This window comes from Streptomyces sp. 4F14 (assembly GCF_048159485.1).
Lineage (GTDB): Bacteria > Actinomycetota > Actinomycetes > Streptomycetales > Streptomycetaceae > Streptomyces.
Window position 1 is genome coordinate 390,875 of sequence record NZ_JBLRVY010000004.1, and the last position, 23,836, is coordinate 414,710.

The following is a 23,836-nucleotide window of genomic DNA, read 5'->3' on the forward strand; positions in this document are numbered from 1 at the left end:
AGAGGCCCTCACCATGTCTGCCGAACAGCTCGCCTCCTTCGTCCACGACTACCTGCGCGACCCGGCAGCGGCCGTCCACACCCTTTTCGACGGCCTGGCCCGCACGGCAACCGTCTGGGCGCCCCTCGGCGCCCCTGCCGTGAGCGCCGTCGCCGTTCTCCTGGTGTGGGCGTGCTGGTGGTGGCGCCGACGCTGCCGCCGCACCCTCGCGACCGGCGCCCGCCTCATCGCCGTGCTCCCACCCCCCACCGCCGACCCGGCGGGCGCCGAGGCTCTGTGGGCGAACCTCCTCGGGCTCCTGCGCCCCGCGTGGCGACGCCATCTCACCGGCCAGCCGCATGTCGCGTGGGAGTACGTCTTCGACCGCGAGACGATCCGCCTGCGCCTGTGGGTCCCCGGCACCGTCCCCCAGGGAGCCGTCGAGCGCGCGGTCGAGGCCGCCTGGCCGGGCGCCCACACCCGCACCACGCCCGCACCGGCCGCGCCCGGTCACGCCGTCGAGTGCGCGGGCGGCGAGATGCGGCTCGCCCGCACCGAGGCCCTCCTTTTGCGCACCGCCTTCCCCGCCGACCCGATCCGCGCCCTCCTCGGCGCCCCCGTCGGCCTCGGCCACGGCGAGGAGGCCGTCGTCCAGATCCTCGCCCGCCCGGTCACCGGACACCGGGTGAAGAAGGCCCGCCGCGCGGCCCGCCGTTTCCACGCCGAGCACTCCACCCGCCTGACCGGCCGCCTCCTCGACCTCCTCACCCCAGGCCCGCACCACCGCGCCCGCACCACACGCCCGGTGATGGACCGCCAGACGGCGCTGAGCACGGCCGCGGAGGACCGGGCGATCGTGACGAAGGAGCGCGGCGCGTCGTACGAGACCCGGATCCGGTACGCCGTCACCGCACCCCTCCCCGACACGAAGACCCGTGTGGTGACGCGGGACCGGCTGCGGGGGCGGTGTCATGCGATCGCGTCGGCGTTCGCCGCGTTCACCGAGCACAACTACTACCGCCGCGCCCGCCTCCGCCACCCCGCCCGGCGGGTGACTGAACGGCGCCTGGACAAGGGGGACTTGCTGTCGCTGCCCGAGCTGGCGGCGATCGCGCATCTGCCGTGGGACGAGGCGATCCCCGCGCTGCCGAGGGCGGGAGCCAGCGCCGTACCGCCGCCTCCGGGAATCGCCACGACCGGTCCCTCCGTGCGCCCCATCGGCCTCACCGACTCCGGCCGCCCCCGCCCCGTCGGGCTGCGTGTCCCCGACACCCGCCAGCACCTCCACGTCCTGGGCGCGACCGGCTCCGGGAAGTCGGAGCTGCTGGGCCGCATGATCCTCGCCGACGCGGACGCCGGGCGCGGTCTGGTCGTGATCGATCCAAAGGGCGACCTGGTCACGGACATCTTGATGCGGCTCCCGGAGGAACTCGGCGAGAAGGTGGTGCTGTTCGACGCCGACAGCCGAACCCACCCTCCCGTCCTCAACCCCCTCGAAGGCACCGACGCCGCCCGCACCGTCGACAACCTCGTGTCGATCTTCTCCCGGATCTACGCCTCGTCCTGGGGACCGCGTACGGAGGACATCCTGCGCGCGGGCCTGCTGACCCTGCGTGAACTCCCCGGCACCCCGCTGCTCACCGACCTGCCCCGGCTCCTGTCGATCCCCGCGTTCCGGCGGCGCGCGGTCGACCAGATCCACGACGAGGTCCTCAAGGGATTCTGGTCCTGGTACGACTCCCTGTCACCCGCCTCCCGCGCCCAGGTCATCGCCCCGCTGATGAACAAGCTCCGCGGCCTGCTCCTGCGGCCGTTCGTCCGCTCCGCCCTCGCCGCCGGCCCGTCCACCGTCGACATGGAACAGATCCTCGACGGCGGGATCTGCCTGGTGCGGGTCGCGAAGGACTCCCTGGGCACCGAGACCGCCCGGCTGGTGGGCTCGATCGTGGTTGCCCGCACCTGGCAGGCCGCCACCCGTCGCGCCCGTATCCCCCACTCCCGCCGCCACGACGCCGGGCTGTACATCGACGAGGCCCACAACTTCCTCAACCTCCCCTACCCGCTGGAGGACATGCTCGCCGAGGCCCGCGGCTACCGCCTGGCCATGACCCTCGCCCACCAGTACCTACGCCAGCTCCCCAAAGACCTCGAAGAAGGCATCAGCACCAACGCCCGCACCAAGATCTACTTCAACGCCTCCCCCGAGGACGCCCGCCACCTCGCCCAGCACACCCACCCCCGCCTCACCCCGCACGACCTCTCCCACCTCGACGTCTACCACGCCGCCGTACGCCCCGTCCTCAACGGCGCCCAGGCCCCCGCCTTCACCGTCGTCACCGAACCCCTCCCCCCGCCCGTCCCCGGCCGCGCGCAGCAGATCCGTGCCGCCGCCGCTCGTCGGAGCGCCCCGGCTCCTGTTCCTGACGACGCGCTGAAACGGCGTACGACAGACCCCCGCCGCACCACCTGACTCCTGTCCGGAGGCACCCCTGATGATCTCCACCACCCAGCGCACCCTGCGCGGCCACCGGCCCACCCGGCTCAGCGAACGCGCCGCCACCAGCACCGCGTACGTGACCCGACTCGCCGAACACCTCACCGAGCGGGACCGGTGGATCGCCCGCATGCTCCACGAACACCGCGTCCTGACCACCCCGCAGCTCACCGAGGCCGCCTTCACCTCCCCGCGCCCCGCCCACCAACGCCTCCTCCAGCTCTACAAATGGCGCCTGGTCGACCGCTTCCAGCCGTTCACCGCCTACGGCGCCGCTCCGATGCACTACGTTCTCGACGTCGCCGGCGCCGCAACCCTCGCCCACGAGGACGGCCTCGACCTCCAGGACTTCACCTACCGGCATGCCCGGGCCCTGAGCATCGCCCACTCCCTCCACCTCGCCCACACCGTCGGCACCAACGCCTTCTTCACCGCCCTCATCGCCCGCTCCCGCCGGCCCGACGCCACCGGGCGGCTCACCGCCTGGTGGTCCGAGGCCCGCTGCCGACGCCACTTCGGCGACACCGTCATCCCCGACGGCTACGGCCGCTGGCAGGAAGGCAACACCGTCTTCGACTGGTTCCTGGAATTCGACCTCGCCACCGAACGCCCCGACCGGGTCGCCGCGAAACTCCCCCGCTACCACCGTCTCGCGGCCACGACCAGCACCATCACCCCGGTCCTGATCCGGCTCCCCACCACCCGCCGCGAGACCCGCATCCGCCACGCCCTCATCTCCGCCCTCGCCAACCTCGGCGACTCCTCCCTCGTACCCGTGGCCACCTCCAGCGCCGACCTCAGCGACCCGGGCACCGCCCGCTGGCAGCCCCTCGACCGGCTCGCCCACCGCCGTCTCCCCCTGCCCGAACTCCGCCGCGTCTGGCCCCACCTGCCACCCCCGAACCGTCCCACCCCGGCCCACGACTCCACGGCCGAACTCCTCCCGCCCTCACCGCTCGCCCCGCGCCACCCCAGACGGTGACCACGATCCCACGACACGCCTGCCCGATCGGAGAAGCCCGTGATCACCAACCCGACACCCCAACGCGCCCTGCGCGGCCACCGACCCCAACGCCCCGCCACCACCACAGCCGCCTCCAGCGCCTACACCGCCCACCTCGCCACCCGCCTCACCGGCCGCGACCGCTGGCTCGTCCACATGCTCCACGAACACCGCGTCCTGACCACCCATCAGATCACCGAGATGGCCTGGCCCTCCGAACGCGCCGCCAACTTACGGCTGCTGCGCCTGTACCGGTGGCGGGTCATCGACCGCTTCCAGCCCTTCGTCACCTACGGCAGCGCCCCCATGCACTACGTCCTGGACGTCGCCGGAGCCACCCTCCTCGCCCGCGAACACGGCCTCGAACCCCGCGAACTGGACTACCAGCACGACCGCGCCCTCGGCATCGCCCACTCCCTCCACCTCGCCCACACCGTCGGCACCAACACCTTCTTCACCGCCCTCATCGCCCACGCCCGGCCCACCGGCCGCCTCACCGCCTGGTGGTCGGAATCCCGATGCGCCCGGCTTTTCGGGGACATCGCCCGCCCCGACGCCTACGGCCTGTGGCAGAGCGACACCACGACCGTCGAATGGTTCCTGGAGTTCGACTTCGGCACCGAACGCCTGGACCGTGTCGCCGCGAAACTCCCCCGCTACGCACGCCTCGCCGCCACCACCGGCATCACCACACCCGTCCTGATGTGGACGCCGAACCCCAGGCGCGAAGCCCACCTCCGCCACGTCCTCGCCCAGGCCCTCACCGCCCTCGACGACCCCACCCTCGTCCCGGTCGCGACCATCAACGCCGACGCGTGCTCCGGCGCCCCGGACAAGGACCGCTGGCACCCCCTCGACATCCACCACCCCGGCCTCAACCACTTCCGGCTCGGCGAACTCCCCTACGCCTGGCCCTACTTGTCCCCGGTCAATCCCCTCCGCCCGGACGCGCCGCACACCGGCGCGGGCCTCCCGCCGCCCTCACCGATCCCGCCTTCCCCCACACCCCGCAGCCCCCGCAGGTGACCCGGAGATGGGAAGGCTCGCCGCGCTGGCGGCCGGACTCCTGATCACGGTCGCTGTCCTCGGCGGAGCCGGAGCAGGCGGCCTCCTCACCTCCGCCACCAGCACCACGACCCAGCCCAGCCGAGCCGCCCTCACCGACATCCCGCCCGCCTACCTCACTCTCTACATCCAAGCATCCGCCACCTGCCCCGGTCTGCCCTGGACCCTCCTGGCCGCCATCGGCAAAACCGAATCCGACCACGGCCGCTCCACTCTCCCCGGCGTCCACACCGGCGCCAACTACGCAGGCGCCCAAGGCCCCCTGCAGTTCCTGCCGGCCACCTTCCGGAGTGTCACCGCCCGCCACCGGCTCCCGGAGGGCGGTTCCACACCGCCATCGCCGTACGACGCCCACGACGCCGTGCACGCCGCCGCCGCCTACCTGTGCGACTCCGGCGCCCGAGGCGGCACGGACATCCCCGGCGCCGTCCGGACCTACAACCACTCCGACACGTACGTCTCCCAGGTCCTCGCCCAGGCCCAGTCCTACACAGCAGGCACGGAGTTCGGCACCGACACCACCCCCACGGCCACCGCTCTCGAAGCGGTCAACTACGCGCAGGGCCAACTCGGCCTCCCCTACGAATGGGGCGGTGACGGCCCCATTGCAGGCGACTCGGGGTTCGACTGCTCCGGCCTGACCACGGCCGCATACGCCGCCGCCGGCATCACCCTGCCCCGCACCGCCCAGACCCAGTACGACCACGGCCCTCTCCTCCCCACCGACACCCAACTCCGCCCCGGAGACCTCGTCTTCTACGGCAGCCCGCGCGGCGGCATCCACCACGTCGGCCTCTACATCGGCAGCGGCCAGATGATCGACGCACCCCGCCCGCACGTACCCGTCCGCATCGAGCCGTACCGGTATCCGGGGGACGACTACGCGGGAGCCACCAGACCATCTCTCAAGCCATAAGGGCCTTGGTGTCGTCGGCAGGCCAGGAGGTGAGTGCCGTACCGATATCCACCCGGCAGGAGCGGTTGACGATCGTGCCGCTCACGTTCCGCGAAGCGTGCGACGTAGTCGATCTGCTCCACCGTCACCACCGCAGACCGCAGGGCCACAGGTTCAGCATCGGGGTCCAGCGCCCCGACGGCACCTTGTGCGGGGTGGCCATCGTCGGCCGCCCCGTCAACCGGGTCCTCGACGACCGCTTCACAATCGAGGTGACCCGTGTTGCCACGGACGGAACCCCCAACGCGTGCAGCGCCCTATACGGCGCCGCGTGGGGTGCCGCCTCCCGGATGGGGTTCCGACGGGCCGTGACCTATACCCAGGACGGCGAATCGGGAGCGAGCCTGCGTGCGGTCGGCTGGAAGCCGGTCGCGGTGCTGCGTGCGCGTACCGGATGGGACACGCCTTCGCGACGCCGTACGGAGCGAGGCACCGACCGAGTGGGCCGAATCCTGTGGGAGCAACACACCAACGAAGCGCCGAAACTATCGGTATTGGACGACCTCCACAACCATGAGTGACCGGAGTTCGACTCGCACCGGAATGGCATCGCGAAGAGGGCGCCATCCGTCCTGCATCAGGTCCTGTAGCAGGTGAAAGCCCGGGTAGTTGCCCTTCGGCCGGGTGGGGATGGTGATCACCATCTGGTCCTCCTCGTCGAAGGCCGGCTCGCCGCCCGGGCGGCGAGCGTAGGGGAGATAGCCGTAGTCCACGCCCTCCTCCAGGTCGAAGGCGGTCCAGACGACGAGTTCCTGTTCGCCCTCGTGCAGGGGGAGGTTGGCGACGGCCCGGCCGTAGATGGTCTCGTCGGTGAACAGCCACACCTGGGGGACGGCGAAGACGAAGCGGACCGTGTAGATCTCGCGGGCCCTGGCCGCCGCTCGGTGCTCGAACGCCTCGGCGGTCGGTTCGTCGCGCAGGTAGTCGTAGTCGGAGAGCAGGAGTTTCCGGTCGCCCTGGAGCGCTGTGATCGCCGGGCAGTCGCGGTCGTGGATGGCTCGCTCGGTACGGCGGGTCACCTCGCGCAGCAGGCGGTCGGTGGCCTCGTGCATTCGGGTGCCTGTCTGCCGGCCAGCCCTTATCCCATTGCCGGAAGGCGTAGAGGACGTCCTCTACCGAGGTCTTGTCGCTGAGGTGGGCGAGGTACTGGAGCCTGCGGCTGATCTCCGTACGCCGGCGCGAACCGACGCGGGTGGGGGGCTCGTCGACTTCCGCCCCGTCCAGTTCTGCCGCGCGGTCGGAGAGTTCCCGTACGGTCTCCCGTACCTTGCTCAACTCGATCTCCACCGGACCGGCCTCCACGCTCTCCGGCCGCCTTCCGCGCCCGGGCGGTCGACGGGGCCCGGCACGGCGGTCAACTGCCGGGAGCCGGAGGCTTTCTGGCCATCATGTGGTCCGACAGTTGCTGTGCCAGGAGGTTAGCCGCCCCGACCGCGTCCCGCAGGACCGCCATCGCCGCCTCGACGCCGTACGAGCCGGAGTCTCCGAGCTGGTCCATCGCCTCGGCGAGGGTGGCCAGGCGCAGCGGGGTGGGTTCGCGGAGGTCCAGGAACCAGTGGAAGACTCCGCCGTGTCCGTCGCCGATGGCCTCGAAGGTGACGAGCGCGTTCGCCGTGCTGGTGATCATGCCGCTGTGCTGGGCCGCGCGGACCAGGTGGTAGACCGTGTCCGCCTCGCCGAGTTCCAGAGGGTCCCAGTCCGGGTCGATCCCGGGAAGGTTGTCGTCCCAGTCCTCGTCGAAGGCCAGGGCGATCTCCCAGGAGACCACGAGGTCGGTCAGCCAGTCGGACGCTTTCTCCTCGTTCAGGGTGAACAGGTGCATGGGTCTCTTCCTCCTTGGTGAAGAGACGGTTGGCGGGTGGTCACAGCAGCGGCTGGGCACGCCGGGGTTGGGGGGTGACGATCTCGTCGGGCCAGACTGCCTGCCAGATCGGTGGGGTGGTGCCGTAGACGGCGTGGATGATGCCGAGGTCTTCCGGGCGCTCGACCCGGCGCAGGCGCAGGGTGAGTGTGCCGGGGAGGATTCCGCTGATCTCCAGGCCGTCGGTGGGGGTGAGGTGTCGGGTGGCGAGCACGTCGGCGAGGGTGTCGAGCAGGAGGGAGGAGGACTCGCCGTCCAGTCCCGTGACGGCGAGTTCGTAGTCGTAGTCGGGGCGGGTGTGCAGGCCGACCGTGTAGGCGAAGGGGTGGGCACCGAAGCGGGAGTCATCCTGGACGTACTGCACGGCGCGGCCGTGCCGGACGATGATCTCCTTCACGCGGCGGAGGTAGGCGTCGAGGTCGTTGTCGGTCATGAGACATCTCTTGAGGTGGGTCGGGTGGGTGGGTGTCGGGGCCCTCTCCCGGGTGGACGAGGTCCGGGAGAGGGCTGTTCCGCCCCCTGAAGCGGGAAAGGGGGCGGGGCCGGTGGCGGGGAATGCAGAAAAGCCGCCACCGGCGTCCGGGGGGAGGGCCGCTATGCGGTGTCCTCGCAGATCTGGTGGACCCTGTGGGTGGCGGGGCAGAGGTACTCGCCCCACTCGTCGTGGACACGGGAGCCGGAGCGGTCCCAGATCAGCGGCTTTCCACAGCCCGTGCAGGGTCCCGCGTCCGCTCCCGGCTTCGGCCGCTCCAGCTCCGCTGGTCGAAGTCCCTTGTGGAGCAGGTCGGTGATCAGGCGGCGGGCCGTTTCGGCGTACACCGAATGCTCGTCGTCGCTCAGCGGGCTGCCGCACGCGCGGCAGGCGAGGTCGAGCTCGTCGCGAGGGACGTTCTCGACGGCGACCGTGTGGTTGCCGTCGGCGCCGGTACCGAGGTTGAGGTAGAGGGTCGCGCAGACGACGACGTCTGCGCCCCCACAGTCAGCACATTGCATGAGCATGCCAAATCCGTAGATGCGGGCCGTCAGGCTGCGGGACGTACGCGGGCATCGGTCCAGATTCCCCCGTCAAGGTCGGGCGGGGTGAGCGGGGCGCCGTCGAAGACGAGGGTGCGGCGGAAGCCGTGCGTCGCCCCGGTGGCCTTCCTCAGATACTCGCGGGCTCGCATCTCGGCATCGTCGCGCGCGTCGCCCTCGGCGACCACGTACTGCGGTCCGTCCAGGTCGGGGCGCTGGGGCTGGTCGAGGACGAAGGTGTAGGTCGGCATGGTGGAACTCCTTGTTGGGAGAGGGTGTTGATCCCTGGCCGCGCGCCGGGGTTTCAGCGCAGGCCGGCGGTCTTGAGGACGTGTTGTGCCAGTTCCATGGCGGTGCCGGGGTCGTCCCAGCCCGGTTCCTGTATGGCCACGTGCAGGGCCTGGTCGACGAGTTGTCCGTCCAGGCCGGTGGGGGTGAGGCGGGCGCAGAGCCCGGAGGGGTAGGCGAGGTGGAAGGTCCAGCCGTCCCGGGTGAGGCGGGCGCCGTCGCGCTGGGCGTCGTTCGCGCTGGTCATCAGGGCGCGGGCTGTGTCGGGGGCGGCCGTGCGGTGCCAGGTGGTGCCGCTCAGGGAGAGGTCCACGTGGTAGGTGACGGGTACGGTGGCCAGCGCCTGGGGGTCGGCGGGTTCTCCGGGGAGCCTCGCCTGGGGTACGCCGTCCCAGGTCACGGGGTAGGCGCAGCCGTGGCGGTGCGACACCGTGGCGCCGTCGGGCCGGTGTTCTCCTACGCCGGTCGCCCCGATCAGCAGCGCCTCGGCTTCCACGGGTTCGACGTGCCGGGGCCCGGCGTCGGTGGTGAAGGGGAAGACGAAGGCGAAGCTGTCGGTGCCGTCGTCAGCGTCCAGCCAGGTGATCTTGTTCCCCTCGATCCGGGACAGGCGCCCGGGCGGCCACACGGTGCGTCCGATACCCAGGGCGCCTTCAGGGGTGTAACGGATGACTTTCGCGCCGACGGACCAGACGACGCACGGGCCCGAGAGGTGCGGGTGTCGATAGTTGATGCACTGGAACGCCGGGCATCGCCCGGCGCGGCGTTTGAACTCGGTCAGGGTCATGTCGTTCCTCCGCTGCTCAGGGATAATGAAGGGCGGCCCGCCGATCGGCGGGCCGCTGAGTCGGCTGGGTACGGCGGTGTCCTGTTTCACCGCGTACGCAGCAGGAGCTGGCGGTGGGCCTGGGACTTCAGGTCGTCAGCACCTCCTTCCAACGCCCTCTGTGCGCGGGCGAGTTCGTCTCCGAGGTCGCGGGAGACGACGCGCAGGTCGTGGTCGAGGTAGTCGGTGACGGTGCGTTCGGCGGCGTACGCGGTGCGGCCCAGCCGACGGGCGCGGTCGCGGAACATGCCGTCCAGGTGGTCGTGCCTGGCCCGGGCGGACGTCTTCGCGGCGTCGGTGGCGTCCTCGTCGACGGTCCAGAGACTGTCGATCAGGTCGTGGAACTCGTCGATCAGGAGGTCGGTGCGTACGAGGTGGTTCTCCTCGGCCTCGAACGCGTTGGCGTAGGCGAGGGTCAGGCCGAGGGTGCGGCGGGCCTCGTCCAGGGTGGTGAGGCCGCTCTTCGTGTGGCGGATGCCCCAGCGGTGGACGGCGTCGCGGCTGGCGAAGCGTTCGGTGTTGCCGCAGGCGATGCGCCACGGGGTGACGACCGATTCGGCCGCCGACGTCCCGTCGTGGGAGTTGATCGCGGCGAGGTAGAGGACGATCTCGTCGTCGAGGCCGCCCCGGTCGATCACGATCGAGTGGGGCATGCGCATGGTCACGAAGACCTTGCGTCCGCCGCGCAGTGCTCCGGCCGACTCCCAGACCGCGTCGTGCTCCTCCACGAGGTCCTGGAGGAAGCGGAAGATGTGCGCGTTCTGGAAGACCTCGTATCGGTCGCCCACCGTGCCCAGGGCACGGCTGGTGTCCGAGCGGACCGTGACGTACCGGCCCGTGGCGGCGTGGATGCCGTCGTCCCACTCGAACAGGGCGGGCCGCTTGACAACCTCCCAGTCGATGCGGGCCAGTTTCAGCACCTCGTCGACGTCGGTGATCCCGCCCGGGATCACGGCGCCCAGGCCGTGCCAGGCCGGGATGGTGGTGTAGAGGGCGGCGGTGCCCGTGGTGGTGTCCAGGCCGTGCCGCGCGAGGCTCTCCTCGACCTCGCCGCGCACCCCGCGCCGTACGGTGAAGACCTCGCCCGCGTCAAGGCCGGTGCGGACCCGGTAGCGGTCGGCGCCGAGGTGCTCGATCTCGCCCCGGTCGATACGGTCCTGGAACGCGCGGGCCTGTGCTCGCGCGTCCTCGATCTGCCCGGCTTTCTCCTGGGCGAAGGCGGTGTTGACGTCATGCGTCATCGTTGGGCTCCTTCGTGTCGGGTTCACTGAAGATCTGTGTGAGAAGGAATGCGGCGAGGTCCACTTGGGCGGGCCTCGACAGGCGGACGAATACGGTCCACCGGAAGTGGGGTCCGGGCTCGTCGATCATCGAGTCGAGCCAGACGTCGCCGTTCGTGTCGTCGTATCCGTATCCGTGCAGGTGGCCGAGCCAGAAGTCGTCTTCGGTCATGACCTCGGCTCCTTGCGCATCTCCCGCAGCACTTCGATCACGCGGGTTTTGCCGGGTTCCTCGACGTCGGCCTCCGCCTGGATACGGCGGGCCGCTTCGTCGAGCAGGTCGGCCTTGATCACGGGCACAGAGATACCTGCCTCCGCGCCGAAGGCGATCGGCGCGACGACGAACGGCTCGACCTTGCGGCCGTGCACTTTCATGAAGAACGTGACGGCCCGGCCGATGTGGTCGTCGCAGACTTCCAGGACCGTCCACAGGCGGTCGGTCCGCAGGGCGTGGGTGGGGGTCGCCGTGCAGTCGCTCTCCCAGCACTCGAAGTTGTCGGTCATGAATCGCTTCCTCTCCTTTCCGCATGGGGGTGGCGGCGGAAGCCGTGGCGGTCGTTGTAGTGGCCGTCGTGAGTGAGCCAGTAGGTGTTGCGGCCTACTTCGAACCGCACAGGGCCGTCCGCACCGATCACCTGCTCGTACGCCTCGTCGAGGCTCAGCCCCTGACAGGTCGAGGGCTGACCGGCTTCGGACACGGTGCGGCGGAGGTAGCCCAGCAGCTGCCGCTTCGCCAAGGTGGCAGGCAGGAGGTAGGTGCTGCCGCCGAGCGCATTCACCGACCCGCCGACCGCCGTGCGCTCCCAGCCCGCCGCCAGGTCGGCCACACCGTCCAGGGGGACTTGGCCGACGAGGTACCGGTCGACGGTGTCCCACGTGCTCCGTTCGAACACGACGTCTCCGACCAGCGCCGCGCGCCCCATCTCGATGTAACTGGCAATGGCATCACGCATATTGCGGACGCCGAACCGGTTGGGCGAGGTGCAGGAATGGGAGTACCGCCATTCCCCGTTCTCGTCGAATCCGTCGGACATGGTCTTGCCCGTGTACATCCGGCCGGCGATCCAGCGGTCGCCGTCGACACCGAGAAAGACTCCATCGAATACGCCGGAGCGTACTTCTACCCGCGTGTAGTGGATGATCTTCCACGGCATCATCTTGTTCTGGTCAATGATCATGATTCCTCCGTCGATTTTGCCCTTCCTGGGATTCCTGGCGCTCGCGGAAATCGGTCAGGGTGAGCGGGCGGGAATGGCCGCCGGTGCGGTCGCGCAGGATCGCCACGTCCCCGAGTTCGGTCCGCAGTTCCCGTTCCTCGCGTTCGGACTGCGCGTACCGTTCGGGGAAGACGTCCAGGACGTGAGCCCAGTGTTTTTGTCCGCCGCGTACGCACAGCGAGCCGCAGTTGTTGTGGGCGAAGCCCAACGCGTACAGCCGGGGCGGCCGAAGGCCCGCCGTCCGGGCCGCGTCCAGCATCTGTTCCTTCGTCAGATACGGCGGGTCGCACATCGGGAAGGCCACCGTCCACGGCGCCCAGCCCCGCACGATCGCCGGCACGCGGCGCTCCTCAAACCAGTCGATGCCGATGTGCAGCACCGTGTCCGCCGGGTCGGCGTGGGCTTCAAGCCAGGACCGGCAGGGGCGTTGCTTGAGGAAGTCCGAGCAGGGCGCGAGGCGGCTGTTGCCGAGGAAGCGGCGCTGGCGGAAGACCTCGAAGGGGGTGCGTCCGTCGGCGACGCGGGTGACCGTGACGCCGATCTGCTCAGCGGCGTCGTCCAGGAACCGGTAGAGATCCTCGTCCTCGACGAGGGTGTCGGCGAACAGCAGGACGAGATCACGCGTTCCGTGTTCTGCGACGACGCGTTGGGCAGCGGCCCAGCTCCCGATCCCGCCGGAGAGCTGGACGACATGGAGGGTCATTTCAGGTTTCCGTCTATCAAGAGATGGAGGTGGTTGCGGCGGGGTTCGAACCCGCGACCTCACGGCTTATAAGACCGGCGCTCTACCGGCTGAGCTACGCAACCGAGCCGGGGTGAGACGTACACGCTCCCCCGCCCTGAGCATCATTCCGGCGGGTGATACCTGACGCCCGAATTTCTTCCGACAGGGCTTCCGATGCCCTCGCCGCATCTTCTTTCCTCACTCAAATACGGGGCCGCGCAGAGCCCAAATACCGGCTCGCGTCAGATTTTTTCGAACGGATCAGAAACGTCGAGGGGCGGACGGGTTCCGGTGCCCGCGATGCGTTCGGTGTGGACCACCCAGGCGACGGCCTGCACCGTGCTCGGCAACTCGCCCAGCCGCAGGGCAGCTTCGCGGTAGCAGCAGGCCAGCATCGCGTACCGGCGGGCGCTGCCCGGGCCCCGGTCGCGCCGGCCGTAGAGTTCGCCGACGGCGATGCCGTGGGTGTGACAGTCGATCACCACCGCGTCGGGATCGCACGGGTCGGCAATGCACGGCAAGAACATGCCCGTCTTGCGGGACGCCGGGAGAACCTCTTCGGGTTCCGCGCCCGCCATGATCCGGTTCACCTTGGCCAGCACGTTCTGGGTGTGGCCGACCGGTATGCCTGGCGTGCCAGGCGCCGGTTCTGCGCCCAGGGCTTGTTCGCCGAAAGGGCGGCGATCACGCCGGCCCCCGCGCGAATGTGGCCGTCGGTGATCAGGGATACGACGTCATGGACGGTGCGGTACCACGTACGCCCGCGCCGGAGTTGCCCCGGGGTGGCGGCGTACCACGTCGTGATGATGTTGCGGATGTACTGCTCGCGCGTCTCCTCGGATGCCTCGATGGGGATCATGGCGTGCCTCCCTTCGGCGGGCAGGTGGGATGGCCGGACAGGAAAGTGCACCGGCCTCCAGGGATCTCCGGAGGCCGGTGCTGGGAACTTCCGTGTGATGACGTCCCGTCAGAACAGGGCCGCGACGTCGGGGTACAACTCGTCCTCGAACACTGTGCGTTCGGGCTCCAGCGTCTCGGCGGACGCGTCCGGGCCGGTGATCGGGCAGTAGGTGATCGTCCCGGCCGGATGCCCGAGCCGGGACGCCGTACGCCACTTCTCGATCACAATGCGCTCACCTCGGCGATCGGCCCCGACGTACGCGGTGACGCGCAAGGCACACCCTCTGTCGTCCGTGACCTCGTCCACCGTGATGTCGGTGAAGACCGGGGTGAGGTAAGCCCTGTTCTCTGTGGACTCCCGCCCGGTAGCCTCCCATTCGACCGTCACGAGCGGGTAGGCGTAGAACGCCCTGACGATCGCGGAAGCCCCCGCCGGGGTGTCGACGTGACGCACGCGCCGACCGATCCCGATGTCGTACCGCTCGCTCATGATCATGCCTGCTCACTCCGGAGGGGTGCCAGGCTGGAGGACCTTGAGCCACTTTCCCTTGGACAGTGGGCTCTCAGTCACGTCGGTCGGGTCGCTGTCGGTGCGCTGGAGTTGGTCGCGCCACAGTTCCTCGTGTTCGGCGAGGTACACCGTCAGGGCTTGCGGGTCGTCGGCCACCGAGACCGGTACGGTCACCTCGGCCTCGAACTCGTACGCCACCTCTTCGACCATCTTCAAGACGGCCGTGATCTCGATCATCTTCTCCGTGTTCATGCGATCGTCCCTCTCCTTCAGGTCGTGGGAAGGACCGGGACACCGTCGCCGGACACGACAGCGCCCCGGCAGGCCCCGTGCAGGGGCAGACCGGGGGTGCCACCACCCGAGCATCGCTTCGGGTGGTGGCACCCCCGGCGGACCCGTACCCCCTCCGGGGTGGGGAGTTGAGGGGGTACGGGCGTCGGGAACGGCGGACGCGTCCGCCGTATGCGTGAAAGGAGGTTGTTTCAGCTCCGGTCGAGCGCGTGGAAGACGTCCGCGCGCTCCTGCGGGGACCAGTCATCGGTCAGCCGCACGCTGGTTTCCGTGACCCGGTTGTCGCCCTCGTAAGGGTCGTCGTACCGGCCGGACAGCCAGGCGTGTTCGGGTACGGACGTACCCACCGGGCAGGACGACGGCTCGACCGCCCCGGTCGGGCCGATCGCGTCGACGGCCCAGGCGATCACGTCGTCGTCCCACGTCTGCGCGTCGAACTCGTCGTACACGGCGCGGCTGGTGGACGGCCGCTCGATCGTGCGGGCGTCGCCGTCCATCCACTGCCCGCCGCAGGTTTCCCCTTCCGGGGTGACCTCCTGCGGGGTGCGGTAGCCGACCACACGGCGGGTGATCTCGATCGTGTACGCCATGGTCACGCCGCCTGTTCCACGCCGGACGCGGGGCCGACGTCGTACGACGTCGCCCAGCCCTGCCGGACGCTGTAGCTCTCGCTGTACTCCATGCGCACCGGCGCGAAGTCCCGCCGGACGAACAGCCCCGGCAGAACGCGCAGCGTGGGGGCGGCGTCGTACCTCGGCCAGTCCCAGCTGCCCGGGGCCTGAGTCGGCGCGAACGCCGGTTCGTCCGGGGTGTCCTGCGGGAAGCTGTCCGGCTCCGAGAGCAGCGCGTACAGCAGCGCTTGATGATGATTGGTGGTGATCGAGTAACGCACCTGCGGTACGACGGCCGTACCGTCGTCCAGCACCCACGCGATCGGGGTGCTGTAGCTGAAGACCTGGTAGCGGATGCGTCCGGCATCGGCGTCCGACCGGTACAGGTCGGCCCACCGCTCCGGTAACCGCCCGACGCGGTAGGACCGTTGGTCCGTGGCGCTCAACGCGCCGTAGGTGGTGAACGGCTGACGGGATGCCAGAGCCCGTCGCACCGCCCACGATTGCGTGGCAAGCTTGGGCATAGTCCGGTTCCTCTCCGAAGAAACGGGACGGGTGAGGGCCCTCAAGGCGCCGTGCGCCCGAGCTCTCGGCCCGGGCGCGGCGGGGCGGCATCCCCGCTGGCGTCCTCTCCAGGGCCCTCATTCAAAGGTGGGGTCGTCGTACGGCCCCCGTGCGGGCAGGCGCGACCAATTGGTGCCCGTCCGCTTCTACAGGGTGATCTCCGCGCCGGTCGCCAGGTCGAAGATCGCCAATTGGTGGCGCTGTAACCCGGTGTCGGTCGCGGCCTGCCGGTCGAGAACAGGTCGTCGTACAGCGAGGCCAGTTCGGTGATCGTCGGAACGGACGCGTCCGGTCCTCTCCATCGAGGGTTCCCGCCCGGCATGGCAAGGCCGTGCGGGACTGCACGGTTGGAGAGGCGCGCGTCCCGGCATGGACGCGTGCCCCTCGTGGCCTGACAGTCACTCCCCCGCGTGCACGCCCAACATCGTGAGCAGCGGGCCCCATTCAGCGTTGCCGTACTCGTGGACCATCCACGCGACGACCGCCGCCGTGAACGCGCTCACGCACGTCGCCCCCGTGTGCTGTACGACGTGCAGGAGACGCGCCCGGTCCGCGTACCAAGGGAGGTCGATCTTCACCGTGCAGCCGAACAGCCGGGGGTGGAACTCCCGGTGGACGCGGCCGATCCTGGGGTGCGAGCGGCTCGCGTGGACACGGTGACCGTCCGTCGGATGCTCGCTGAGCTTCTCGAACCGCCACGCCTGCCCCTCACTGGGGCCGGACGCCAGATGGATCGTGGCGCCCGGTTCGACGACAGAGGCAGTCGCGTCGTGGATGAGCTGCATGACCTTCTCCTCGATCATGTGCCTGTTGCGGACGGGCGGCGGCGTCCCCCTGTCGAGGGGGACGCCGCACCCATGCCACGCGGCAGACGCGCTCACCGGTATGCGTAGAGCGCGACAAGCTGTCCGAGCCAGAAGAACAGCATGCACCAGGCGATCATGCGCCACGTCCGGGGGGACATCACGCGAGTCCGAACTGAAGATCGGCGCTCAGGTCCCTGCCGGTGCGCGCCGCCCACCGGCGCATCCCGTCCGCCCGGTGCGGGTGGAAGGGTGCCCACTGGGTCGGCTCCACGCGCAGGAACTCCCGCGCTTCGTGCTCCTCGACCGACACGATCATCCGGAGGAGTGCCGCGTACAGGTCCTCGTCGGTGCAGTCCTTGACGACCAACGGGAATTCCGCGTACGTGTTGATCTCCTCCGAGTAGCCCGACAGGGCTTGATCCCGGTTGCTGTTGCGCGCCGGGTACTCGATCCGGACCGTTATCGAATCCTCGAAACGGCCCGTGTGATCGCTGGCGACAAAGACCCAACCGGGCTTGTAGATCACATCAGAGATCAGCTTTATCGCGCTTTTTGCTTCCATGATCCCTCTCTAACAGATCAGGACATGGGGGCTCCGGCATGAGCACCCCGATCAGCGCGCGTACGAGTCGCACGTTCAGGTGGAACTCAGCCGGTGAAATTCTTACTGAAGCGCGATGCGCTCTCACCTAAATACGTCGTCCCGAGCCGCCCAAATACCGATCGTGAGAGAATTTTCGAAGATTCTTTGAGATCTCCCAAACGTGACCCCCGACTGCGGACGGCCGGGGGTCACTGACGCACATTCCGCGCCTAGTCGTCTTTCTGTACGCGCGTGCTGCGGTAGACCATTTCTTCTCGCGCGGCATCGAGCAAGGCGGACAGGGTACGCAATTCCTTGGTCCCCGCATTCCGGGCGCGCAGCACTTTTGACGTCGAATTTCGCGGCCCCCCGTACAGTTCCTCAGCCGCTTTGGATAGGATGCCCGAACGACCAAGGTCGTCTGCTTCGTTGGCGTACCGGAGGATGACGCGAAGCGTCGGGAAATCGCTTCCGTCTCCCCATACCGAGCGGAAGATCTCTGCACTGTTGCCCGCCAGATACGGGGTGACTGCGAGCGTGGAAAGCTTGTCGGCATACGGGATCTGCTTCCCAGAAATCTCGCCGTTCCCTTTGAGGCTGGCATCGAGCCGGTATCCGTTCCGGGCGGCGGCATCCCGTACCGCCCAGTACTGGATCTTCCTCCGCGTGACGATGATCGTTTCGCCGTCCCGGCGGACGTACTGCCATGCGCACGGTTCGCGGGTGCCGACCCAGACCGCCGCAACCTCGAACCTTTCCACGATGTCCCGCAGCCGCTTCGCGAAGATCAAGACTGCGTCCTGGGTCACGTCGTCGCTCGCGTCGTCGGTGCCGTACAGCGCGCGCCCGCTCCGCGCCACGGTGGCACTGCCGTCCATGCGCTTGCGGGAACGGGTCGCGTCGACCGCGCGGCAGTAGCGGCGCGCAATGCTCCGTAATTCGGCGAAGTCTTCTTCTGTCACGTGTTTGAGATCTTCCGCCGTGACCGGCTCACTCTTCCGGATCGCTACATTCCCGGTTCCTGTCTGTTGATTTTCCATGACCTTCTCCGATCATCCGGGGCACTCGCCATTCCGAATCGCTTCGGCAATTCAATTGTCTCGCCATTTCAAGGCAATGCAACCCGAATTGGACAGCCTTCCCGTTTTGCCTAGAGAAATTCAGAACACCCCGAGAAGCGACCATTCACCATTCAGCGAATCCCACCGAAAGGCCGCATCGCCAATCCGGAAAAGAGGAAGTCGGCCGCATACGAAAAAGCGAGAGAATCCGAACCGAAAGAGCAGCAGTCAGAGTAATCGGAAAGGGATTCATTCCATGCATGAAATATTGCCAGCCAGCAGCACGCCCGGCCGTCCCTCCACGCGTCTACTCAGGGATACCCCTTCTGGGTACTTAGTTGCGCTGGGCATCGGCAGGACTTAAATGCCCCCGGACCTGCAATGAATCCAGCCCCAGGGGCTTCCTGTCTAATGGGTACCGAGATGGGAATCGAGATAGGAACAGGGAACGGAAGCTGCAACGGCAGGGGCGCCGAAATGTATTCATTCACGGAATGGTTCCGCTATATCACCTCGCGTGGAACTCGTTCACCCGAGGCCGTGGTCGGCTGCTCCGGAAAAGAGAGCCGGCCGCTTCACCAGCTCCGCGTTGCCCCGCCCCAAGACCGAGAGGTATGGGCTGCGCCCCAGGGAACCGACGGCTCCGGTGCGTGCCGCGAACTCGCGTAGGCCAGAGACGTTTCCGGGAGTGTGGAGGAGTTCGGCGGTGAAGGTGCGGATGGCGGGGCGCCGGGCTTCTTCGGGTGCGGTGCGTTCGATGGCCCGGAGTGCGGTGAGGGTACGATGTCGGTCGCCGAGTTGGGCTTCATCGGTTGGACGGTTCTGGATGTTCTGGGACTGCGCGGTTCGGCTCCCCAGTGGAGGCAGCGGGCGGCGTCTGGTCAGGAAGAGCGTCCACCTTTCCCAGGTGGTGCGGCAGAGTGCGGAGCAGGGGCGACCAATGGGTAGCAGTCACTGCGCAGGTGCAGTTCTACAGTCTGAGCACCGTTCTCTTGCTCCCTTGCGGGGCTGCGGCCACTGGTTCTCGCGGACTGCGCCGTGTCTCTCGTCTTACCGGAACCGGCAGGACCAGCGACACTTTGACGGGCATGAAGTCGTGCTTCCTGGCCGAGGCCGGGACGTTCACCACGTGTGCACGCCGCTGCGTGTGGCGAGGCCGCGCAGTTCCGTCGATGTGGGGCCGGAGACCAGCAGGCTGGAGATGAGGGACTTGGTCGCCGGGCGGGCGTGGGTTTCCTGGGGAACAAGCTGTTCTGCACAGAGCAGCGTGCGGACGCAGTCCGTGCGGCGGCCGAGGCGGTCGCAGGTGACGGCGATATCGCTGAGCGCGCGGGAGCGGCGCTCGCCGCTGGGCAGCGCCTTGAGGGAGATCGAGCGGGCGGCGGCGAGCGCCGCCAGGGGGTCGCCGGCGTGGTTCTCGGCGCTGATTCTGTGCAGTGTCACGGTGAGTGGGCTGAAGCCTCCGCCGTGGTCGCGCAGGAGGGTTCCGCCGCCGAGTTCCTTGGCGATGGCGGCGGCTTCGTCGGTCAGCTCCCGCATCCCGTCCCGGTCGCCCCTGCGGGCGAGGGTGTAACTGGCGCTCTGCACGAGAAGGCCGCGTACCGCAGTCCCGGCCGGTCCGGTGCGGCGTAGGTCCGGGTGGTCGGCGGCCGACAGTGCGATCGAGAGTGCCTCGGAATGCCAGCCTGCCTTCCGGGCCAGAACAGCGAGTTGGCGGGCGGATTCGGCAACGGCAAGGACGGCCTGAGCGGCCTCGGCGAGCTGTCGCGCGCGGTCGGCCGCCATCCAGCCGAGCTGCTGTTCGTCCAGTTTCACGAGCATGCGCGTCGCCAGTAGGTAGCTCTTGGCGAGGAAGGCGTACTGCGCGGTGTCGCCGTCGGGAGCGGTCAGCGCGTGGCCGGCGCGGATCAGGCGCGGCAGGCGGACGGCGAGGGATGCATAGCGGCAGGCGTCGAAGTCGGCGAGTGCGCGGGTGAAGTGAGCTGCCAGTTTGTCAGCCGGAGGGGTCGCGAGGGCCGGGCCGAGTCCAAGCATCGCGTCCCGCAGTCGGGCGACCAGCAGCTCTCCGAGCGGCGCCTCGTCGGCCTGCGCGGTGCCGCTCCCGCGGAGTGGGGCGCCGACAGCCGAAGCGGCTGTGGCCGCCAGGTTTGTGAGCAGCTTTCGTCGGCGCACCGGGTCGTCACCGTCCTCCCAACCGGATCTTCCCACCTGAGAGGCAGGCAGCCGGGGGAAAACGCTGGTTGCGTCGACCGGCTGACCATGTCGAACGTCCGGCCGGGGGGCGGGCGGTGCGAGGCCGAATGCCTGGTGCGGGAGTTCGAGGGCGTCGGCGCAGCGGCGCAGTACGTCGATGTCCGTCATCGGTGAGATGCCGCGCTCGTACCGGGAGACCTGAGCCCCGGAGTATCCGGTCAGCTTGCCGAGCCCGGCAAGAGTGAACCCCTTCGCCTGCCGGATCTGCCGCACCAGTTCCCCGGGCTTCACTCCAACCTCGAGGGGCGCTCGTGATCCGTTGACCGCATCTGTACCCCGTTCCGCCGGTAGCCGAGGCTGCGCCGCCTTCACCATAGTCCTGGGAACTGCGCGGCCGACAGGCCGCTTGCATGCGATGCAAACGGCTTTGCAGGCCAGGGCAGCGCCCCTCCCGCTGTCGGGGCGGTAGCGCCGACCTTCGAGAACGAACGGCCCGCAGCCACGGGCCGCCGTGATTCCGGGAGGTCCTGATGCAGTTCGCGAATCCCGTCCCGTCCACGGCGCCGGCCGTCGACGCCCGACTCGCCCCCGACTACTACTTCCGCTCCGAGTGCCTCGGGCCGTATGTCGCCCGCCTGTTGGAGGGCTGCTCCAGCGTCTTCGGTATCAAGGCCGCAATGGCCGCCGACCTCGATGCCGGGGGCGAGCAGCTCCGCGAGGGGCAGGGTGTGGTCGAGGACGGCGCCCTGCTCCACGGCGATGTGATCGTCCAGGCGAGGGCCCGGATCGAGGCGGGAGCCCAGGTGATCGGTCCGGTCCTGGTCTGCGCGGGGGCCGTGGTGGCGGCCGGCGCGCTGGTGCGCGACCACAGCGTGATCGGCCCGGCTGCCGAATCGGGTTCGGCGCGGAGGTCACCCGCAGCCTGCTGGCCGGGCGCGTCTTCATGAAACACCCCAGCTTCGTCGGCGACTCGGTGATCGGACGGCGCGTCAACATCGGCTCGTTCTGCTCCGCCACCGGACTGCGGTGTGACTGCGGCCCTGTCGCGGAACCGGCGATCGAGGAGATCACCGTCAACCTTGACGGGCAGCGCATCTCCACCGGCCAGACGAAGTTCGGCGCCATTGTCGGGGACGAGGTGGCGCTGCCCGCCGGTACCGTCCTCGCGCCGGGCACCCTGATCGGGCCGGGCACTGTGGTCTACCCCCGCGACCACATCGGGGGCTTCCTGCCCGCCGGCTCCCGGGTCCGGTGAAAGCCGTGGCCACCGCACCCGCCCGCGACACCATAGACACCGCCCTCGTGCAGGTCATCGGCGGACGCCCGCTGTCCGGCCGTGTCCCGGTCCAGGGCAGCAAGAACATCGCCCTGCACCTGTATGCCGCCGCGCTCCTTGCCGACGGCCCGGTGGTCCTGTCCGGGGCGCCGGACATCATCGACACCGGGGTGTGCGCGCAGATCCTGCGCCGCACCGGCGCCCGCGTCGACACCCGGGGCGGATGCTTCACGGTGTCCCCGCCGGGCACCATCCGCCCGGTCATCCATCCGGAACTCGGCCGCCGGGTCCGGACGACCGCCGTGCTGGCCGCCGCGGTGCTGGCCCGCACCGGGCAGGTGACCTTCCCCTATCCCGGCGGCGACGCGTTCTGCCCCCGCCTGATCGACCGGCACCTCGCGGCGGTGCAGGCCGCAGGCGCCGAGGTCATCGCGAGCGACACCGGCATCCGCGCTCGGTGCGTCCACGGGGTGAGGGCGTTCACCGTGGACGTGAACACGCCGTACGGGCCAAGTCTCGGGGCGACGGTCACAGCGATGCTGCTGGCTGCCCGCGCCCGCGGAACCAGCCTGATCACCCGCCCGTCGATCGAGCCGGAGGTCACCGAGACCGCGCGCTTCCTGGCCGACCGGGGCGCCTTCGTCCACGTCGACCGGGAGGGCCTGCACGTGTCCGGCAGCGACCGGATCGCCGGCGGCACGTTCGCGGTGGCCGGGGACCGGATCGAGGCCGCCACCATGGTCATGGCCGCCGCCGCGACCGGCGGCAGCGTCCACCTCGACAACATCACCGCCTCTGGCTTCCCTGGCGGCCTCACCCGCGCCCTCGCCGAAGCGGGCATCACCCTGGCCGACGATCCGAGCGGTGGCGTGCGGACACGCCTTGACGGGCCGCTTCGGGCCACTGAGGCGGCGACCGGCCCGCACCCGGGTCTGCCGACCGACACCGCGCCGCAGCTGGCCGCGATGCTCACCCTCGCCGACGGCATCTCGGTGATCGGCGAGCGCATCTACCCCCGTCGTGACACCCATGTCCAGGGCCTGTGCGCCTTCGGCGCCGACATCACCGCCACCGGCTCGGTCCTCCGCGTCCGCGGACCGGCCCGGCTGCGCGGCGCCGAGGTGGAGGCCGCGGACATCCGTGCGGTGACCGCGCTGCTGATCGCCGCACTCGCCGCCGACGGCGCCTCTACGATCCGAGGAATGTTCCGTCTCCGGCGCGGCTACGCCCGCCTGCTGCCCCATCTGGCCACGCTGGGAGCCGCGATCACCACCATCCCCGGAGGCCCCTGATGCCCGTCCCGTTCACCGCCGATGACACCACCCGCCTCCGGGACACCTTCGACCAGGTCGTCGCCGACGGCGCCACCCCCGGCGGCGTCATCGCCTACGGCACCACCAACGCCAGGCCCCAGTTCCTCAGTGCTGGCCAAGTCGCTCCCGAGTGCGGCGACACCGAACCCGGCCAGGACACCCTCTACGACATCGCCTCGCTGACGAAAGTCGTCGCCACCTGGCCCCTGATCGGCCAGGCCCTGGATGCCGGCCTGCTCGACCTCGACGCCCCGATCCGCGACGTCCTGCCGCCGATGAACAGCGAGACCCCCAGCGGCGAGGCGACCGTCCGCCGGCTCATCACCCACACCTCCGGGCTGCGTGCCTCCACCCGCCTCGACCACTACCGCGGCGCCGACCTGCCGCTGCACGAACTCCTGTGCCGCGAACCGCTCGAAGTCGCCCCGGGCCGGCACCGCTACATCAACCGCGGCTACATCCTGCTCGGCCTGGCCCTCGCCCACATCCACGGCCGCCCCCTCGACCAGCTGGGCGCGGACCTGTGGGGAACACTCGGGATGAACACCACCGTGTACGGGCCCGTCGCCCGCACCCCTCGGGTCGCCCCGACCGAGCAGCGCATCCCTGGCGCCCCGAGGACCTGGGGCGCCCCGCACGACGACAACGCCGGCCTGCTCGGCGGCATCGCCGGCCACGCAGGGGTGTTCTCCACCCCCGCCGACCTCGCCGTCTACGCTCAGCGGCTCCTGGCCGCACACGCGGACGGCGACGAGCACGGCCTGGGCGGATGGCTGCACGCCAGCCTTGTCCCCCACGCCCCGATCGAGCCCGGCCTGGATCGCGGCCTGTCCTGGATCCTCGCGGCCGGCGGACACGTCGCCTACCACCACGGGTTCACCGGCACGAGCCTCTACCTCGCGCCGGAGAGCGGCCGCTACCTCGTCATCTGCACCAACGCCGTCTACGGCGGCAACGCCCGCACCAAGATCGCACCACTGCGGGTCCTCGCGCTCAAGACCATCACCGCCACCTGAGACAC

Annotated in this window: 30 protein-coding genes and 1 tRNA gene; 9 read left to right on the top strand and 22 right to left on the bottom strand. The window is 69.6% G+C overall.

Going from position 1 to position 23,836, the window contains the following annotated elements:
- The first annotated feature begins 13 nt into the window (after positions 1–13).
- From ACLZOT_RS08885 to ACLZOT_RS08905, 5 genes are all read left to right on the top strand, one after another.
- On the top strand, positions 14–2,449 hold the full coding sequence (locus tag ACLZOT_RS08885; RefSeq protein ID WP_416968215.1) for a type IV secretory system conjugative DNA transfer family protein: 2,436 nt from the start codon (positions 14–16) through the stop codon (positions 2,447–2,449).
- A gap of 22 nt (positions 2,450–2,471) precedes the next feature.
- Positions 2,472–3,455 carry a replication-relaxation family protein gene (locus tag ACLZOT_RS08890; protein WP_416968216.1) on the top strand — a complete coding sequence of 328 codons (984 nt, stop codon included), beginning with the start codon at positions 2,472–2,474 and terminating at the stop codon, positions 3,453–3,455.
- Between the two features lie 39 nt (positions 3,456–3,494).
- Positions 3,495–4,502: a replication-relaxation family protein gene (locus tag ACLZOT_RS08895; protein WP_416968217.1), complete on the top strand. Its 1,008-nt coding sequence runs from the start codon at positions 3,495–3,497 to the stop codon at positions 4,500–4,502.
- A 7-nt stretch (positions 4,503–4,509) separates the two neighbouring features.
- Positions 4,510–5,457, top strand: coding sequence for an NlpC/P60 family protein (locus ACLZOT_RS08900; protein ID WP_416968218.1), 948 nt, complete (start codon positions 4,510–4,512; stop codon positions 5,455–5,457).
- Between the two features lie 74 nt (positions 5,458–5,531).
- Complete coding sequence (locus ACLZOT_RS08905) at positions 5,532–6,017, top strand: XF1762 family protein (protein ID WP_416968324.1); 486 nt, start codon at positions 5,532–5,534, stop codon at positions 6,015–6,017.
- Here the strand turns inward: ACLZOT_RS08905 and ACLZOT_RS08910 are convergent.
- The 22 genes from ACLZOT_RS08910 to ACLZOT_RS09015 all read right to left on the bottom strand — a co-directional run bounded on the left by ACLZOT_RS08910 (position 5,982) and on the right by ACLZOT_RS09015 (position 20,517).
- Positions 5,982–6,548 carry a hypothetical protein gene (locus ACLZOT_RS08910; protein WP_416968219.1) on the bottom strand — a complete coding sequence of 189 codons (567 nt, stop codon included), beginning with the start codon at positions 6,546–6,548 and terminating at the stop codon, positions 5,982–5,984. The two genes, ACLZOT_RS08905 and ACLZOT_RS08910, sit on opposite strands and share 36 nt — an antisense overlap.
- A gap of 302 nt (positions 6,549–6,850) precedes the next feature.
- Positions 6,851–7,318 (bottom strand): hypothetical protein, encoded by a 468-nt coding sequence (locus ACLZOT_RS08915; RefSeq protein ID WP_416968220.1) that lies wholly within the window; start codon positions 7,316–7,318, stop codon positions 6,851–6,853.
- Positions 7,319–7,358: 40 nt separating this feature from the next.
- Positions 7,359–7,790 (bottom strand): DUF4262 domain-containing protein, encoded by a 432-nt coding sequence (locus ACLZOT_RS08920; protein ID WP_416968221.1) that lies wholly within the window; start codon positions 7,788–7,790, stop codon positions 7,359–7,361.
- 161 nt (positions 7,791–7,951) lie between these two features.
- Positions 7,952–8,356 carry a hypothetical protein gene (locus ACLZOT_RS08925; RefSeq protein WP_416968222.1) on the bottom strand — a complete coding sequence of 135 codons (405 nt, stop codon included), beginning with the start codon at positions 8,354–8,356 and terminating at the stop codon, positions 7,952–7,954.
- A gap of 23 nt (positions 8,357–8,379) precedes the next feature.
- The gene (locus ACLZOT_RS08930; RefSeq protein WP_416968223.1) at positions 8,380–8,622 is read right to left on the bottom strand and encodes a hypothetical protein; all 243 of its coding nucleotides are present in this window, start codon (positions 8,620–8,622) and stop codon (positions 8,380–8,382) included.
- A 53-nt stretch (positions 8,623–8,675) separates the two neighbouring features.
- On the bottom strand, positions 8,676–9,446 hold the full coding sequence (locus ACLZOT_RS08935) for a hypothetical protein (protein ID WP_416968224.1): 771 nt from the start codon (positions 9,444–9,446) through the stop codon (positions 8,676–8,678).
- 86 nt (positions 9,447–9,532) lie between these two features.
- Positions 9,533–10,726 carry a DUF932 domain-containing protein gene (locus ACLZOT_RS08940; RefSeq protein WP_416968225.1) on the bottom strand — a complete coding sequence of 398 codons (1,194 nt, stop codon included), beginning with the start codon at positions 10,724–10,726 and terminating at the stop codon, positions 9,533–9,535.
- Positions 10,716–10,937: a hypothetical protein gene (locus tag ACLZOT_RS08945; RefSeq protein ID WP_416968226.1), complete on the bottom strand. Its 222-nt coding sequence runs from the start codon at positions 10,935–10,937 to the stop codon at positions 10,716–10,718. The genes ACLZOT_RS08940 and ACLZOT_RS08945 overlap by 11 nt, the downstream gene beginning before the upstream one ends.
- Positions 10,934–11,269: a hypothetical protein gene (locus tag ACLZOT_RS08950; protein ID WP_416968227.1), complete on the bottom strand. Its 336-nt coding sequence runs from the start codon at positions 11,267–11,269 to the stop codon at positions 10,934–10,936. The genes ACLZOT_RS08945 and ACLZOT_RS08950 overlap by 4 nt, the downstream gene beginning before the upstream one ends.
- Positions 11,266–11,943 (bottom strand): hypothetical protein, encoded by a 678-nt coding sequence (locus tag ACLZOT_RS08955; RefSeq protein ID WP_416968228.1) that lies wholly within the window; start codon positions 11,941–11,943, stop codon positions 11,266–11,268. The genes ACLZOT_RS08950 and ACLZOT_RS08955 overlap by 4 nt, the downstream gene beginning before the upstream one ends.
- Positions 11,933–12,685 (bottom strand): hypothetical protein, encoded by a 753-nt coding sequence (locus ACLZOT_RS08960; RefSeq protein ID WP_416968229.1) that lies wholly within the window; start codon positions 12,683–12,685, stop codon positions 11,933–11,935. The genes ACLZOT_RS08955 and ACLZOT_RS08960 overlap by 11 nt, the downstream gene beginning before the upstream one ends.
- 30 nt (positions 12,686–12,715) lie before the next feature.
- Positions 12,716–12,789, bottom strand: a tRNA-Ile gene (locus ACLZOT_RS08965).
- Positions 12,790–12,948: 159 nt separating this feature from the next.
- On the bottom strand, positions 12,949–13,308 hold the full coding sequence (locus ACLZOT_RS08970; protein WP_416968230.1) for a hypothetical protein: 360 nt from the start codon (positions 13,306–13,308) through the stop codon (positions 12,949–12,951).
- Positions 13,293–13,565 (bottom strand): hypothetical protein, encoded by a 273-nt coding sequence (locus ACLZOT_RS08975; protein WP_416968231.1) that lies wholly within the window; start codon positions 13,563–13,565, stop codon positions 13,293–13,295. The genes ACLZOT_RS08970 and ACLZOT_RS08975 overlap by 16 nt, the downstream gene beginning before the upstream one ends.
- Positions 13,566–13,673: 108 nt before the next feature.
- Positions 13,674–14,102, bottom strand: coding sequence for a hypothetical protein (locus tag ACLZOT_RS08980; protein ID WP_416968232.1), 429 nt, complete (start codon positions 14,100–14,102; stop codon positions 13,674–13,676).
- Between the two features lie 6 nt (positions 14,103–14,108).
- Positions 14,109–14,369 (bottom strand): hypothetical protein, encoded by a 261-nt coding sequence (locus ACLZOT_RS08985; protein ID WP_416968233.1) that lies wholly within the window; start codon positions 14,367–14,369, stop codon positions 14,109–14,111.
- A gap of 230 nt (positions 14,370–14,599) precedes the next feature.
- A complete protein-coding gene (locus ACLZOT_RS08990) occupies positions 14,600–15,004 on the bottom strand; it encodes a hypothetical protein (protein WP_416968234.1) in 405 nt (134 codons plus the stop codon).
- A complete protein-coding gene (locus tag ACLZOT_RS08995) occupies positions 15,001–15,543 on the bottom strand; it encodes a hypothetical protein (RefSeq protein WP_416968235.1) in 543 nt (180 codons plus the stop codon). The genes ACLZOT_RS08990 and ACLZOT_RS08995 overlap by 4 nt, the downstream gene beginning before the upstream one ends.
- 438 nt (positions 15,544–15,981) lie before the next feature.
- Positions 15,982–16,368 carry a hypothetical protein gene (locus tag ACLZOT_RS09000; RefSeq protein WP_416968236.1) on the bottom strand — a complete coding sequence of 129 codons (387 nt, stop codon included), beginning with the start codon at positions 16,366–16,368 and terminating at the stop codon, positions 15,982–15,984.
- 178 nt (positions 16,369–16,546) lie between these two features.
- Positions 16,547–16,951: a hypothetical protein gene (locus tag ACLZOT_RS09005; RefSeq protein ID WP_416968237.1), complete on the bottom strand. Its 405-nt coding sequence runs from the start codon at positions 16,949–16,951 to the stop codon at positions 16,547–16,549.
- 251 nt (positions 16,952–17,202) lie between these two features.
- Complete coding sequence (locus ACLZOT_RS09010; RefSeq protein ID WP_416968238.1) at positions 17,203–18,012, bottom strand: hypothetical protein; 810 nt, start codon at positions 18,010–18,012, stop codon at positions 17,203–17,205.
- Between the two features lie 1,143 nt (positions 18,013–19,155).
- Positions 19,156–20,517: a helix-turn-helix domain-containing protein gene (locus ACLZOT_RS09015; RefSeq protein ID WP_416968239.1), complete on the bottom strand. Its 1,362-nt coding sequence runs from the start codon at positions 20,515–20,517 to the stop codon at positions 19,156–19,158.
- Between the two features lie 239 nt (positions 20,518–20,756).
- Here ACLZOT_RS09015 and ACLZOT_RS09020 point away from each other — a divergent pair, with 239 nt between their 5' ends.
- Genes ACLZOT_RS09020 through ACLZOT_RS09035 form a run of 4 tightly spaced genes read left to right on the top strand, consistent with a single transcriptional unit; the run spans position 20,757 to position 23,831 of the window.
- The gene (locus ACLZOT_RS09020; RefSeq protein WP_416968240.1) at positions 20,757–21,173 is read left to right on the top strand and encodes a hypothetical protein; all 417 of its coding nucleotides are present in this window, start codon (positions 20,757–20,759) and stop codon (positions 21,171–21,173) included.
- Positions 21,170–21,481 (top strand): hypothetical protein, encoded by a 312-nt coding sequence (locus tag ACLZOT_RS09025; RefSeq protein ID WP_416968241.1) that lies wholly within the window; start codon positions 21,170–21,172, stop codon positions 21,479–21,481. Before ACLZOT_RS09020 ends, ACLZOT_RS09025 begins: the two co-directional genes overlap by 4 nt.
- Positions 21,482–21,486: 5 nt before the next feature.
- Positions 21,487–22,794 carry a UDP-N-acetylglucosamine 1-carboxyvinyltransferase gene (locus ACLZOT_RS09030; protein WP_416968242.1) on the top strand — a complete coding sequence of 436 codons (1,308 nt, stop codon included), beginning with the start codon at positions 21,487–21,489 and terminating at the stop codon, positions 22,792–22,794.
- A complete protein-coding gene (locus ACLZOT_RS09035) occupies positions 22,794–23,831 on the top strand; it encodes a serine hydrolase domain-containing protein (RefSeq protein WP_416968243.1) in 1,038 nt (345 codons plus the stop codon). The genes ACLZOT_RS09030 and ACLZOT_RS09035 overlap by 1 nt, the downstream gene beginning before the upstream one ends.
- Positions 23,832–23,836: the final 5 nt, after the last annotated feature.